Below are 14210 nucleotides of genomic sequence, written 5' to 3'. Positions count from 1 at the left end.
GCCTCAGCGCGGCGCGCGGCCTGCCCGCGCATACGAAGCGAGCATGGTCGCGAGCTCCTGTGCGGCAGGCGTGAGCGGCACGGCCGCGCGCTGCAGCAAACAGACCTGCTGCGCCGCGGGCCGTTCGGCGATCCTGATGCGCGTGAGCCGATCGGCAAACGGGCCGCGCGTGGCGACCACCGACGACTCCAGCGCGAGGCAATCCGTTTCGCTGACCCAATGCAGCGTTTCGAAGAGCCCCTCCACCGTCGCGACGATGCGCGGCGGCGGCAACCCGTGGTCGGTGAAGAACGTCGTGAGCCGGCTCGAAGCGAAGGCGTCCGCGATATTGGGCGAGCGCGTCGCGAGCCAGTCGCAGTGCGTGAGCGAGCGCAGCGTGCGCGCCCCCGCCTTCGGGTGGTCGCGGCGGCAGACGACCACCGGGTCCGACGGGTAAAGCTCCGTCACCGAGAGATCGGTCGTATCGGTCTGGTCAGAAACGAGGGCGAGCGCGAAATCGAGTGTGCCTTCGCGTATCCACGAGATCATCATGCGCGACGTGCCCGTGCGCAGACGCAGCGCCACGCGTGGAAACCGCTTGCTGTACTGCCCGAGCACGGGCACGAGCGCGTCCATGAGCGGATCGGTCGTCAGGCCGAACGCCACTTCGCCCGCGTAATCGCCGCGCAGTTGCTGCGCCTCTTCGCTCGCGCGCTCGCACTCGCCGAGAATCGACGCCGCTCGTACCAGCATGCGCTGGCCGAGCACCGTGAGCGTCACGCCGCGATTCGTGCGTGTGAGCAGCGGGCCGCCTAGTTCGACTTCGAGATTCTGCAACTGCTGCGTCACGCCGCTTTGCGCCACGCCGAGGGCGCGCGACGCCGCCCGCACACTGCCACGCTGGGCGACGGCGACGAAGACGCGCAACTGGGAGAGCGTGAGACTCATGGGCGACGACTGGCTGTGATCGGTATGTGTGATCATGATAGACGAATTCGAGCTTTTCCCGAACGCAGCGTCGTCCTACCATCGGTCGGCAGGAGACCCCCACGTTCACTGATCGCTCATCATGAAAAAAATCCCGTCGATCCTTCTTTCGCTCGCGCTGGCCCTGAGCAGCAATGCCTTTGCGCGCGAGGGCGACATCGTGCGCCTCGGCATCGATCCGACCTATCCGCCCATGGACGCCAAGGCACCCGACGGCTCGCTCAAAGGCTTCGACGTCGATCTCGGCAACGAGATCTGCCGCCGGATTCACGCGCATTGCCAGTGGGTCGAGCTGGAGTTCTCGGGCATGATCCCGGCGCTGCAGGCGCGCAAGATCGACGCGATCATGTCGTCGATGGCGATCACCGCGAAGCGCGAGCAGCAAATTCTCTTCACGTCGAAGCTGTTCCAGTTCAAGTCGCGGCTCGTCGCACGCAAGGGCGCCCCGTTCGGCGCCACCGCGCAGTCGCTGGCCGGCAAGTCGGTCGGGGTGCAGGCGGGCACGCAGTTCGAGACCTATGCGCTCGCGAACTGGGCGCCGGCGGGCGTCCACGTCGTCACCTACAAGAGCCAGGACGAAGTGTTCGCCGACCTCGTCAACGGGCGGCTCGACGCCGCGCTGCTGGGCTACGTCGAAGCGGATTACGGCTTCCTGCACACGCCGCAGGGCAACGGTTTCGCGTTTGCCGGCGGCCCGATTTCGATGGGCGACCGCGGCACGGGCATCGGCATGCGCAAGGACGAAACGGTGCTGCAGGCGCAGATGAACGACGCGATCGCGTCCATGCTCAAGGACGGCACCTACGCGCAGATCGCGCATCGCTATTTCGACTTCGATCCGTACGGAAACTGAGCGGCAACTGGGCCGCTGCACACATTTTTGAAACCGCATTGACTTCATGAACCAGCAAACGATTCCGCTCCTGAGCGCCACGCCGGGCACGCACCGCGAACTGACCAGCTTCCATTTCGGCCCCGCCGACGCGCCCCAGAAGGTCTATATCCAGGCGTCGCTGCACGCCGACGAAACGCCCGCCATGCTGACGGCCGTGTTGTTGCGCGCGCAACTGGCGGAGCTCGAAGCACAAGGCGCGCTCGCCGCGCAGGTGGTGCTCGTACCGCTCGCCAATCCCGTGGGCCTGAACCAGCACGTGCTCGGCCAGTTCATCGGCCGGTTCGATCTTGCGAGCGGCAGGAACTTCAACCGCCACTTCCACGCGTTTCCGAAGCTGCTCGCGCGCGCAAAGGAGACGCTCGGCGCGGACGTCGACCGCAACCGCGAGCTGATCCGGCAACTGATGCGCGAAGCGCTCGACGCACAGGAGCCGCTCACGGAATTCGATTCGCTCCAGTTGGCGCTGCTCAGGCTCTCGCACGACGCCGATCTCATCATCGACCTGCATTGCTCGCTCGAGGCGGTCATGCACGTGTACACGAGCGAGGCCGGCTGGCCCGATGTCGAGCCGCTGGCCCGCTACCTCGGCTCGCGCGCGCAACTGCTCGCCACCGACTCGGGCGCGCAGGCGTTCGACGAGGCGCATAGCCTGCTGTGGTGGCAACTGCGTCAACAGATGCCGGCCACGCAGCCCGTGCCCGCCGGACCCACCGCGGTGACGATCGAGTGCCGCGGCCAGCGCGACGTGTCGTGGGAAACCGCCCAGCAGGACGCCGACGCGCTGATCGACTATCTGCGCTGGCGCGGTGCGCTCACCGGCGGCGACGTGAAGCCGCTGCCGGAGCTGCTGATGCCTGCCACGCCGCTCGCCGGCAGCGCGCAATGCTATGCGCCGTGCAGCGGTATTCTCGTGCACCGCGCGAAAATCGGCGACTGGATCCGCGAAAACGACCCGCTCTTCGATATCGTCGATCCGATGACGGGGGCAACGACGACGGTGAAGAGCACCGCGGAAGGCGTTTTCTATATGCGCAGGGCGATTCGCTTCGTCACGGCCGGCGCGCCGCTCGGTCGCGTGACGGGCACGCGTCCGATACGCAGCGGCGTGCTGCTGGGGGCTTGAGGGGAGGGTGTCGCGTCAGGCGTGCCGCGCTTTGTCCATCGGCACGATCACGCGCACCCAGAGCCCGCCCTCGGGATGATTGCCGATCTTGAGCTTCGCGTTGCACAGGCGCGCGAGGCGCCGGACGATCGACAGGCCCATGCCCCAATGCGAGTCGAGGCGAAGGCTCGCCGCGCGCGAGGCGGGCAGCGGCGACGCCGGCGCGCCGCCCTCGGGCAGACTCGCCGCTACGCCTTCGCCGTGGTCCCGCACGCTCAAGGTCCACGAGCGCGGCCCGCGCGCCGTGCAGATCTCGATGGGCGGTTTGCCGTGCGCGTGCGCGTTGCCCACGAGATTGTCGACGAGGCGCACGAGCGCGGAGCGCGGCAGCGCAAACGCCTCGCCGGCTTCCAGTCGCAGCACGATGCTCGCGTCCGCGTTCGCGCCATAGACGAAGCGGTCCTTCAGATACGCGTCCACGGTCACGGGCGCATGATTCACGCCGCCCTGGCCGGCCGTGTCGACGAACTGCCGCGCGAGATCCTGGAAGAGATCGATGTCCTCGACGAGGGCCACGCGCAAGTTCCAGCGCGTGACGTTCATCGCATAGGCGCGCAACCGCGCCACTCGCGATTCAGTCTGCCGCAGGAAAGCGGCGAAGGTAGCCGACTGGTCTTCGACTGCGCCGGTGCGGCGGCACAACAGATCGCCGATCGCGCGGGCAAGCCCATGCAGCTTGCGCGGGCAGTCCACGAGCGCGAGCGCGGGTGCCGGGCCGCTTGCGCTCGTCGCGGCGCGCAGGGTGGCGATCATGGCGAGCAGATCGTGGCGCACCGTCCGCAGCCACCAGGCGCGCAGCGCGAACAGCAACACCCCGAGCGCCAGCATGAGCGCCACGAATCGCGCATCGAACCAGCGGGCGGCCATCTTCAGGCGCGTGAAGCCAGACGAACAGGCTTCGCGCAGATAGGAGGCGTTCGACGCCGTCCCGGCATGCGGCGCCCAGATGGCATCGCGCAGATGAGGCGTTACCTCGGCGCCGAGATTGACGATGTCCGGTTTGATCGACACTAGCGGCGCGATCCCACGGACGCTCGCACCTTGTGCGGCCAGTTCCAGTTCCAGTTCGGCGTCCTGCTGCTGGGCGACCTGCGTCGCGGAAGCCGGTTCGAATGCCGTGTCGCCGAAATCGAGCAGCGACTCTGCATCGAGATATCGAAAACCGACTTGCACCAGCATCAGCGACGCCATCCACAGCAGGAATATCCGGGCAAACACAACAATCACCTTTCTTTTTTTGACGTCGAAGTTTGACTTGCGCCGGTCGGCGCACGTTTGAAATAGCCGCAAATCGGGCTATGACCGGCATTGTCCGCGAGGTGCGCGATCTTCTATTCGTGGAAAAGCACTGGAATTTGCGCCGTTTTTCCGCTTGAGCGATGCGTGGCAGCCACGCAGCGCAGTATTTGGGAAGGAGGCGCACCCGTTGTTGCAGTCCATCGGACGGCGCACGGGGCCGTTTGTAGTTGGGGGTGGACGTGAGCATTCGGAGTCCTTGATAAAATCGTCGGACACCCGAAAGCTCACGCCCGCGGCATTTCGTCAGGCCGGCTGACGCAGCGTTCTGAAGGTCGCGCGAACTTCTTCCGTGAACGCGGCAGGCTGTTCCCATGCTGCGAAATGGCCGCCTTTCGGAAGGCGATTGTAGTGAACCAGCCTGGGGTAGGCGCGCTCCGTCCAGCTCTTCGGTGCGGCATAAATTTCGTCCGGGAAGACACTCACGCCAACCGGCAGCTCCACATGCTTGGGCGCGAAAAAGTTGAGCTTGTTTTCCCAATACAGGCGCGCGGAGGAGACCGCGGTCTTCGTCAGCCAATAGAGCGTGACGTTGTCGAGCACGTCATCCTTCGACAGGCCTTCGGGTTGGCCTGCGAACACGCGCGCAATCATCGCCTGACCGCTCGCATCGTGGTCGAGCATCCATGCGGCGAGGCCGACTGGCGAATCCTGGATCGCGTAGAGCGTCTGCGGGCGGTTCGCCATTTCGAGGGCGTAGCCCAGACCATGCTTGTAAAAGTAATCGAGCTGGTCGTACGCGTGCTGCTCTTCCGGCGAGAGCCCGGCCGGGGGCGGCGTGCCGTCCTTGAGCGATTTGGCGACAGCGTCGGGCACGGTCGCTGGCATGTTGGTGTGAATGCCCACGAGTCCTGCCGGCTTGAGCAGCGCCAACTGCTCCGTCACGGCATTGCCCCAGTCGCCCCCTTGCGCGGCGTAGCGCTTGTAGCCGAGCCGATCCATCAGCACGACCCAGGCGCGAGCGACACGCTGGGGGTCCCAACCGGTTTTCGTCGGCTTACCCGAGAAACCGTAACCCGGAAGAGAAGGAATGACGACATGGAACGCATCGGATGCGCTCCCGCCATGCGCGGTTGGATTGGTCAACGGTTCGATGATTTTCAGCTGCTCGATGATCGAACCGGGCCAGCCGTGCGTGACGACGATCGGCAGCGCGTTCTCGTGCTTCGAGCGCACATGGATGAAGTGAATATCGAGCCCGTCGATTTCCGTGACGTATTGCGGCAGCGAGTTGAGCCTCGCCTCCACCTTGCGCCAGTCGTAGTCGTTGGCCCAGTAGCTGGCGAGCCGTTGCATGGTCGCGAGCTGCACGCCTTGCGAGGCGTCGTCGACCGTTTCGCGCTCGGGCCATTGCGTCGCGACAATACGGCGCCGCAGATCGGTCAGCGCCGCTTCCGGCGCATGCACGCGCAGCGGACGAATCGAAGACGGATCGCCGGCGGCAATCTGCGTGAGTCCGCCGGCCGACGGCTTCGATTCCGCGAAGGCGAACCGGCTCATTGCGGCGCCTGCAAGCGTCACGGCAGCGGCCCCGATGAAGCGCCGGCGCGAAAGGGGCGTGGGATGAAGATCGTTTGGCATATCAATTCCTGATGGTGACGTTGGATAATGGCGCGCAGGAAGCATTGGACGTGCGTATGCCTTTCCCCAACCGCGATATGGGTTGTAGTCCTAACTATTACTTATCGAAGCCGGCGCGCGGAAACTGTGCGCGTCGCTGCGACGGCTATTCGGTGTCGAGTGAACGAATCAAATTGGCGCGCAGGTTCACGATCGCCTTTTGCAGTTTCATGAATTCGTCGTGGCCCAGCCCGGTCGCGTCGGTGAGATCCGCGGCTTTCAGGCTCTTTTCGCGCAGCTTCCGGCCGCTCGCGGTCAGGCTCACACGCACCTGGCGCTCATCTTCCGGATCGCGCCGCCGTTGCACATACCCCATCGCTTCGAGCTTTTTTAGCATCGGCGTCAGCGTGTTGGATTCGAGAAAGAGTTTCTCGCCCAGGCCGCTCACCGTCTGGTTGTCCTGCTCCCAGAGCGCGATGATCGCTATGTACTGCGGATAGGTCAGCCCGAGTTCGTCCAGGATCGGCTTGTAGGCCTTGCCGAACGCCAGATTCGTCGAGTAAACCGCGAAGCAAAGGTAGTCTGCGAGCGGCGCGGGCGTGGCGCCCTGCGCCGGGTGGTCCGTCGATTTCATGGTCATCCTTTTCGGGCAAAGGGCCTCAATGGCTCGCAAACTTGAATAAATCGCTTGCGATTATATCGTAGGCCGAAACCGGTTCCGCCGCACATCGCCATTGCGATGCCCGGCGAAACAGCCACGACGCCGTGGCGCAATCAATGGTGGGCGAAGAGGTTGTTTCGCTCCATCGAGACGCGGCTGCCCGCGCCCGTGGTGGCGTCGGCCATGCCGCCGTAAGCCGTCGCTGCGGTGCCGCTTTCGGCGCGCTCGGCGGCGAGCGTTTGCACGCTCTGGCCGCGTTGCGATGCCGGTGCGCCGACTTCGGGCCGGTACGACGGGGCCGGGCCGTAGCCGCTGGCGAATGCGGGGGCGGCTGCGCCGACAGAAAGGGCGATGAGGAGCTTGGCGATGAATTGGGTCTTCATGATGGGATCTCGCTAGGTAAATGTGAATTGCAGTGAATTTGGGTGAAAGCGTGAATTGCGGTTGCCGGTTATGCGGTGGCGACGGTGAGGCTCACGTCGATGTTGCCGTGCACGGCCTTCGAGTACGGGCAGATCTGATGGGCGCTGCGCGCGATGGCCTCGGCCACGTTTTGCTCGATGCCCGGCAGCGTGACCGTGAAGTGCGCGCCCAGGAACCAGGCGGCGCCGGTCTGGCCGACATCGACCCGAATGTCCACCGAGGCGTCCGCCGGCAGGGCGACTTTCTTCAGCGAGGCCGCGATGGCGAGCGCGGAGATGTAGCAGGCGGACCATGCGCCGGCGAACAGCTGCTCGGCGCGCGGGTGCGGTTCGGTCGCGACGATGTCGAGGGTTTCGCCGCTCGAAGACGACAGTTCGAGGTCGACGACGCCGAATTCACCGCGTTGGGCCGCGGGGTCGTGATTGATGGTGGTGTGGGTGTTGCCCGAGAACAGCACTTTGTCGATCGTTGCCATGTTGCGCTCCTTGATGGATTTCAGGTTTGGGTCATATGCGTCGCGTAAGATCGAATCGCATGCGATGCATAATGGACAAGAAATTTCCCCGTGTCAAGCGCATAAGATTAAATCGCATACGATTTATATGGGGCGGTTTCGGAGGGAGCAGTCAGTCGTGACGACGTTCACGAACGTTGCAGCGGGAATTTGGGATCGAGCCCTTTTGTTTCCGGCACTCGCGGGAGTGCCGGGACGTCGGACCGAGCCGCCTGGGGCGTTCGCGGGCGTTACGCAGCCAGTTCGATGGCCGGCTCGCATACGATGGGGAAGTTCACCGAATTGGCGATATAGCACTGCTCGTGCGCTGCGTGATGCAGCCGCTCGGCGAGGCTGCGGTTGTCGCTCGCGCGGATCGTGACGCGCGGGCGCAGCACGATCTTCGTGAAGGCGCCGCGCTGCGGCGTATCGGCCATCGTGCCTTCGGCCTCGTCTTCATAGGCGAGCACGGCGATGCCCGCCTCGGCGCACAGGTGCAGATACCAGAGCTTGTGGCACGCGCAAGCCGAGGCCACGAGCAGATCTTCCGGATTCCAGCGCGAGGCGTCGCCACGAAAGGCCGGATCCGAAGAGCCCGGAATGTCCGGCTTGCCGTTCGCGCGGATCACGTGATCGCGGTCGTAGTCGCGATAACCCGAGGTGCCGCTGCCGCGATTGCCCGTCCATTGCACCGAAACGCGGTAGGTGTGTTCGCCATGCGCCATGCTGACTCTCCGTTCGATCGAAAAGGGGATACGCTATTATGACCGCATTCGGCATTTTGGTATACCATTATGCCGAACGGGCCCGAAAACGAACCGGGCACTAACCGGGCATGACATGCATGGAAACAAAATTCGACTCCACGGCGGACGCGGTTGCGTCCGGGTTGCGCGACCTGATCGTCAGCGGTGAACTGGGCAGCGGCGAGCGCCTTGTCGAGCGCGATCTCGCGGAGCGTTTCGAGGTGAGCCGCATTCCGCTGCGCGAAGCGATCCAGCGGCTCGCGCGCGAGGGGCTCGTCGAGATTTTCCGCAATCGCGGCGCGGTCGTGCGCATGCTCACGGTGCAGGACGTGGAGGAGATCTACGGCCTGCGCGCGCTGCTCGAAGGCGACGCGGTCTTTCGCGGGGTCAAGCGCATCGACGACGAAACGCTTGCACGCGCGGAACTCGTTCACCGGCTGCTGGGCGAAGCAGTCACCACGCAGAAGCAGGGCGAACTCAACCGTGAATTTCACGAACTGATTTACGGCGCCTGCGGCAACGCCAGGCAACTGGCGGCGATACGCGAACTGCGCGCGCAGGTGGAGCGCTATGAGCGGCTGCAAAATACGCTCCTTGCCGATACCCCCTCGTTTCAGCACGAACACGAGGCCATCCTGGAAGCGTGCCTCGCGCGCAACGCACGCGGCGCGCGCGCCTTGACCGTGGCGCATATCGACTCGGCACGACGCATCGTGCTCGCCGTGGTGGAGCGTATGGCCGAGCAAGGCTAGCGCGCATACACCACTGCATTCACAACCATCGCGCCGGTTTTTACGAGATTTTTTCTTGTGGCCCTTACGGGCCAACCCTAGACTGGGGGCATCGAAACGACTGGAGACGCCATGTCGATCTCGCGTGCAAGCCAGCGCCCGCAAGAGCAAATCACCTCCGTGCAGCCCGGCCTCGGCCGGCTCGTGCTGAGGCGCTTCGATCCACGCCACGACTCATGGGAAGCGCTGACGCGTCTGCTGCATCGCGCGTTTTCGCGGCTCGCGTCGCTTGGATTGCACTGCTCATGTGCCGATCAGGCGGCGAGCCTCACGCGTGAACGCGCGCTGGCTGGAGATTGTTTCGTCGCTGTCTGCAATGGCAGGATCATCGGTACGCTCACGGTGGAAGGTCACGATAGCCATTCGCAGTGCGAACATTATCGCCAGCGCAGTGTGGCTTCGGTCCATCAGTTCGGCATCGAGCCAAAATGGCAAAGCCGCGGTATCGGCCGCGCGCTGCTTGCTTTCGCGGGGCATTGGGCGGCTGCGCGCGGCTACACGCAGCTCGCGCTCGACACGCCGTTTCCCGCCGACCACCTCATCGCGTTCTATCGCGCACAAGGCTTCAGTCTCGTCGACGTCGTGCGTTTTGCCGGCCGTGGCTACGACAGCGCCGTGCTCAGCAAGGCGGCTGCGGCACGGTGCGGCGGCGTGGCACTCCCGCATTCGCCTGGCGAGGTGCCGCACGCCGCGTCGCCGGGTCAGTTCGCCTGAGCGTGCGCCACGCTCACGTCTCGCGCGTGCGCGCCGCTTCACGCTCCAGGTAGCGCAGGAATTCGTCGGCGGGCATGGCCTTCGCATAGAGCCAGCCCTGCGCGAACTGCACGCCGCGCTCGCGCAGATATTGCGCTTGCGCCTCGGTTTCCACCCCCTCGGCGACCATCAGCAGGTCGAGGCTGCGCGCCATTTCGATGATGTGCGGCACGATCTTGTTCATTTCCTCGCCGCTCGCCAGCGAGAGGAGGAACGAGCGGTCGATCTTGATGCCATCCACGGGCAATGCCTGCAGATACGAGAGACTCGAATATCCCGTGCCGAAATCGTCGATGAAGATGCGGTGACCGGCTGCGCGAAACGCTTCGAGAACGGGTGCGGAGCTGGCCGTATCCATGAGCGTGCGCTCAATCGCTTCGAACCAGATTTGTTCGGGGCGCACGCCATATTTCGCGAGGCTCGCCTTGAGGGTTTGGAGCACGCGTGTGCCGGCGAGATCCTTGCCGGCAAGATTGAGCGAGACGTGCAGATCGCGGCGACGCGCGAGCATCGCGCCGACGCCCTCGAACACGGACCGTATGACCTGATCGGTGATGGGCTCGATGAGATCGAGCGACTCCGCCATCGGAATGAACGTGTCGGGCGCGACAAGGGTGCCGTCTTCGAGCTTCCAGCGCACGAGCGCTTCGGCGCCGACGCAGCGCCCGCTCTCCAGCGAGACGAGCGGCTGCAGCCACGCCACGAACTGGCGCCGACGGATGCCCTGCAGCATCGCGTTGCGCGGCGTGCGCAGCGTGCGGCGCCAGCGCAGGACGAGCCACGTGCCGATGGCGCTCAGGACGACCGCGGGCGGTAGCAGCGTTCTGAGCTGCGCCGGCACGTCGCGGCGCATGCGGTCCTCGGGCTCGTATGCGACCACCGCAATGGGATAACGGCTCGAGCGCTCGACGACGTAATAGCGGCCTTCGAAATACGGGCTGCCGGTGCGCTGGAGCGCGGCGCGTACGAGGGCGTCGTCCGTGTGCGGCCAGCTTGAAATCACGGCGCCGTGCTGCGTTTCGAGCACGGTGAGCTTGATGGTGTCGTCGAGCGGCACGATGTCGAGGTAGAAGCGCGGATCGATCACCACGACGTGGTTGCCCAGGCGCACGTTGAGCATCTGCCGCTCGTTGCCGCGCTTGCCGACTTCGGTATGCCAGGCGGTGAAGCCGCCTGCATAGGTCCATTCGGGCGGCGGCAACGCGATGTCGACAGCGCCGTGCAGCGAACTGCAGCGCAGCCGCATGTCATGGGTCGAGGCGACTTCGCGAATGTATCGAAACTGCTCCTCGACCTGCCGCAGGCGCTGCATGTGGTCGTTCGTGCACGGCGTGTCGGGGTACGACATGAGCTGGCGCAGCGCGGAGTCGGCTTCGGAGGTGACCAGTTCGGCGCGCAGCAGCGCGCGATTCGAAAAGACGTCCACCTGTTGGCGCTGCTGGCGTTCGTTGACGGCGTCCGACGCATACACTGCCGCCGTGAGCGTTGCCAGGACGGCGAACGCCACGACACAATAGGTCGTCAGGGCGGTGAGTCGGCTGCTCATGGCGTACGGTCGGGCTCCGGCGTCGCGGACGAAGGCGACGCGCGGCCTTCGTCGATCGCCGCTGCCGATGGTAGCGTCTTTCCGCTGGCGGCGACGCGCTGCTGTCCGGCGCGCAAGCGCAATCGCAGTGGCCGACGAGGTTTTCGCTCATGCGTGGCGCATGAATGCGGCCACCGGGATTGGCAAACCCACATCAGGCACGCGCGGGATCGATCGATCGGGAATCCTCTGCAACGACGCGATTGCGGCCGCCTGTCTTCGCGGCATAGAGCCGCCGGTCGGCGACCTGCATGAGCGCTTCATAGTGGGCGGGGCAGTCGGCGGGACTGGCCGCCACCCCAATCGAGACGGTGAATGCAATCGCATCCGGGTTCACGGCTTCGCCCGGCACACTGGCGCCATGCGCCGAGTCTGCCGCGTGCGCTTCGACCGCCCGGCGGATGCGCTCGGCAACGCTCGCGGCCGCCGTGAGATCGGCGCCGGGAAGCAGCGCCGCGAATTCCTCGCCGCCCACGCGCGCAGGCATTTCCGCGCTGCGCAGGTTGTTGCGCAGGATGTCCGCGAAGATCACCAGCACGCGGTCCCCCGCCGCGTGGCCGAAGCGGTCGTTCACGCGCTTGAAGTAGTCGATATCGAGCATCAGCATCGCCACGGCGGGCGCCGCCGTTTCAGCGCCCTCGCGGGCGGCGCGTTCCAGTGTTTCGTCGAATACTTCCTGGAAGCGCCGGCGGTTCGCGAGGCCGGTGAGCGGATCGCTGCGCGCGAGCGTTTCAAGCCGCGTACTCGCTTCGACGTACTGGCCGAATATGTGCTTGACGATGCGCAGCGTGCCGACGAGCAGCACCGCGATCGCCAGCCAGGCGACGATCAGCGGGCTGTTGAACACGCGGCGCGCTGCTGCGAGCGTGAGTTCTGAGTCGTCCGTGTCCGTGAGCAGGATCCATTGCGTATCGCCCACGTGCTGGAACAGCAGATACCGGCCCGAGTGAACGGCGTAGCCCTTGCCGCGCTTTAACCAGGCCGCCGCCGACGCTCGCGCGACGTCGAGCAGATACGGATCGAAGCGCGCGGGACGCTGCGCCGTGATCTCGCCATTGACGAAGTAGACAAGGTCGCCGTTACTGTTCAGCAGGCCGAACTCGGCAGGCGCCTCGTCGTCGGTCAGGTTCGAGGTGGCGAGCTGAAGCGCGAGCAGGCGCGAGGGTGCGACGTCCATCACCACGGCGCCGCGAAACTGTCCGTTCGTGTAGACGGGCGCGCTGAGCGTGGCGATCGCTTCGCCTTTTTTCGATTCCGTATAGATCGGAGTCCAGACGATGTCGCGTCCCGCATTCTGTCCGGTGGCATGCAGGCGGTAGTAGGGCATGGTGCTGAAGCGCCGCAACAGGTCGGGCGCGTGCGCGTCCGGGCGCTCGGGCGAGAGCACGTACAGGCCGTTGGCCGAGATATACGCGACCGTGCTTTGCACCGCGTCGGCGTGCTGGCTGATCGCGAGCAGCGGGCTGATCGAACGCGCGAGCACGATGTCGGCGGGCAGTGCGGCGGCGTCGCGGTCAAACCCCTCGATTCCCGTGAGCCCTTGCGCATTGGTGCCGAAAACGCGCGGTCCATCCATCGCGCCGGGAGCCTCCCATTGCGGCCGGCCGCTGTCGCGCAGCGCGGCCTGCACCTTCGGATTCTGCAAGCCGGCGCGCTGCTGGCTCGGCGAAGCGAGCAGATGTTCCGCATAGTCGCGCAGGAACAGCAGGCGCCGGCGCTCTGCGGAAATCAGCGCGTCCACGCCTACGGCGCGCACCTCCAGGTCGCGCTGGCGGCTATGGAGGTCGTAGCGCGTCATCTGGTAGAGCTGGCGCAGGCCGACGCCGCTCACCAGCGCCATGGCCGCAAGAAAGCACACCGTCACCACGAGATGCGGGCGTTTCATGACTATGCTGGAGAAGCCGTGCGGCCGCGTGCGGCCTGGCGTGTGCTGCATGAAGCCCTCGGCGGACTGTGACTGGACGCGCGCGCATCGCATTGCAGCGTGGCCCGGCAGCGCGTTTGCGGACATCGCGATGAGCATAGCATCGCCTGTCAGAACCGCGGCGCATGCCGCCTCAGACGTCCCGGATCGCTCCGGGTGTCAGTCAACCGCGCCAGGCCGAATGGCGGATCACGCTGCAGAAGTTGCCGGCATGGAAGTGCGGGTCCTTGTCGGCGAGCACGTCGGCCTTGACGTTGCCGAACGTCGTGGCGGGCTTGTGCTTGATGCCGTCATAGAAGGTCTGGATGATGTCCTCCTTGAAGTGTTCGCTGCGCGGGTGCGCGTGCACCACGGCCTCGCGTTCGGTGTCGCTGAAGCGGTCGTAGGCAATGCCGAGCACGTCCATCTCGACGCCGGCCGTCACGAGCGCGATCACCGGATGCATGTGCTGCGGGATGCCCGGCGTCGTATGCAGCGCGATGGCGGTCCACACGAGGTCGATGTCCTGCTGCGAGATGCCATGGCCGCGCAGGAAGTCGCGCGCGGCATTCGCGCCGTCTACTTCGAAGCGCTCGTGCTCGCTGCTGTGCGCGTGCGTGAGGCCCATGTCATGAAACATTGCGCCGGCGTACAGCAGTTCGCGATCGAACTTCAGGCCGAGCCGGCGGCCGGCCAGCGCGCCGAAGTAATAGACGCGGCTCGAATGATGGAACAGCAGCGGCGATTCGGTGTCGCGCACGAGTTCGGTGATTTCGCGGGCGAGCTGGCTGTCGGGGATGGCGACATCGGCGAGGGTCGGGGTCATCTGGATGCTCCGTCGGGGTGGGTGATTAGCGCTATTCTGGGCGGCGCCAGGGTTGTCCTCAATCGACGGATGCCGTGGTTTTCTGCCAATTCGACCGAAATTGGGCCATCGCGGATTCGCGGCGCATAGCGGCGGTGCCGATAGCGGCAA

At 65.4% G+C, this 14210-nt stretch carries 14 protein-coding genes; 4 read left to right on the top strand and 10 right to left on the bottom strand.

Annotated features, from left to right (window positions below):
* Positions 1–3: 3 nt before the first annotated feature.
* Positions 4–927, bottom strand: coding sequence for a LysR family transcriptional regulator (locus AB3X99_RS28115; protein ID WP_368618813.1), 924 nt, complete (start codon positions 925–927; stop codon positions 4–6).
* A gap of 121 nt (positions 928–1048) precedes the next feature.
* Here AB3X99_RS28115 and AB3X99_RS28110 point away from each other — a divergent pair, with 121 nt between their 5' ends.
* Positions 1049–1819, top strand: coding sequence for a transporter substrate-binding domain-containing protein (locus tag AB3X99_RS28110; protein WP_368618768.1), 771 nt, complete (start codon positions 1049–1051; stop codon positions 1817–1819).
* A 46-nt stretch (positions 1820–1865) separates the two neighbouring features.
* Entirely contained in the window at positions 1866–2984 is a 1119-nt protein-coding gene (locus AB3X99_RS28105) for a succinylglutamate desuccinylase/aspartoacylase family protein (protein WP_368618767.1), read from the top strand.
* 15 nt (positions 2985–2999) lie between these two features.
* Here the strand turns inward: AB3X99_RS28105 and AB3X99_RS28100 are convergent, their stop codons facing one another.
* From AB3X99_RS28100 to AB3X99_RS28075, 6 genes are all read right to left on the bottom strand, one after another.
* On the bottom strand, positions 3000–4241 hold the full coding sequence (locus AB3X99_RS28100) for an ATP-binding protein (RefSeq protein ID WP_368618766.1): 1242 nt from the start codon (positions 4239–4241) through the stop codon (positions 3000–3002).
* Between the two features lie 324 nt (positions 4242–4565).
* The gene (locus AB3X99_RS28095; protein WP_368618765.1) at positions 4566–5900 is read right to left on the bottom strand and encodes an epoxide hydrolase family protein; all 1335 of its coding nucleotides are present in this window, start codon (positions 5898–5900) and stop codon (positions 4566–4568) included.
* A gap of 145 nt (positions 5901–6045) precedes the next feature.
* Complete coding sequence (locus tag AB3X99_RS28090; protein WP_254315907.1) at positions 6046–6513, bottom strand: MarR family winged helix-turn-helix transcriptional regulator; 468 nt, start codon at positions 6511–6513, stop codon at positions 6046–6048.
* A 140-nt stretch (positions 6514–6653) separates the two neighbouring features.
* Positions 6654–6923 (bottom strand): hypothetical protein, encoded by a 270-nt coding sequence (locus tag AB3X99_RS28085; RefSeq protein WP_368618764.1) that lies wholly within the window; start codon positions 6921–6923, stop codon positions 6654–6656.
* Between the two features lie 68 nt (positions 6924–6991).
* Positions 6992–7438, bottom strand: coding sequence for an Ohr family peroxiredoxin (locus tag AB3X99_RS28080; RefSeq protein ID WP_368618763.1), 447 nt, complete (start codon positions 7436–7438; stop codon positions 6992–6994).
* A gap of 269 nt (positions 7439–7707) precedes the next feature.
* On the bottom strand, positions 7708–8181 hold the full coding sequence (locus tag AB3X99_RS28075) for an OsmC family protein (RefSeq protein WP_266229397.1): 474 nt from the start codon (positions 8179–8181) through the stop codon (positions 7708–7710).
* 119 nt (positions 8182–8300) lie between these two features.
* Here AB3X99_RS28075 and AB3X99_RS28070 point away from each other — a divergent pair, with 119 nt between their 5' ends.
* Positions 8301–8954 carry a GntR family transcriptional regulator gene (locus tag AB3X99_RS28070; RefSeq protein WP_176732910.1) on the top strand — a complete coding sequence of 218 codons (654 nt, stop codon included), beginning with the start codon at positions 8301–8303 and terminating at the stop codon, positions 8952–8954.
* 111 nt (positions 8955–9065) lie between these two features.
* Positions 9066–9707, top strand: coding sequence for a GNAT family N-acetyltransferase (locus AB3X99_RS28065; protein WP_368618762.1), 642 nt, complete (start codon positions 9066–9068; stop codon positions 9705–9707).
* Positions 9708–9720: 13 nt separating this feature from the next.
* Here AB3X99_RS28065 and AB3X99_RS28060 read toward each other — a convergent pair whose 3' ends face one another.
* The 3 genes from AB3X99_RS28060 to AB3X99_RS28050 form a co-directional block, all read right to left on the bottom strand.
* The gene (locus tag AB3X99_RS28060; RefSeq protein WP_368618761.1) at positions 9721–11292 is read right to left on the bottom strand and encodes an EAL domain-containing protein; all 1572 of its coding nucleotides are present in this window, start codon (positions 11290–11292) and stop codon (positions 9721–9723) included.
* 193 nt (positions 11293–11485) lie between these two features.
* Entirely contained in the window at positions 11486–13216 is a 1731-nt protein-coding gene (locus AB3X99_RS28055; protein ID WP_368618760.1) for a diguanylate cyclase, read from the bottom strand.
* 202 nt (positions 13217–13418) lie between these two features.
* Positions 13419–14060: an HD domain-containing protein gene (locus tag AB3X99_RS28050; protein ID WP_368618759.1), complete on the bottom strand. Its 642-nt coding sequence runs from the start codon at positions 14058–14060 to the stop codon at positions 13419–13421.
* Positions 14061–14210 lie beyond the last annotated feature (150 nt).

The organism is Paraburkholderia sp. BR10882 (assembly GCF_040948855.1).
In the GTDB taxonomy this organism is placed as follows: domain Bacteria; phylum Pseudomonadota; class Gammaproteobacteria; order Burkholderiales; family Burkholderiaceae; genus Paraburkholderia; species Paraburkholderia nodosa_A.
This window is presented reverse-complemented; position numbering and strand designations above follow the sequence as displayed.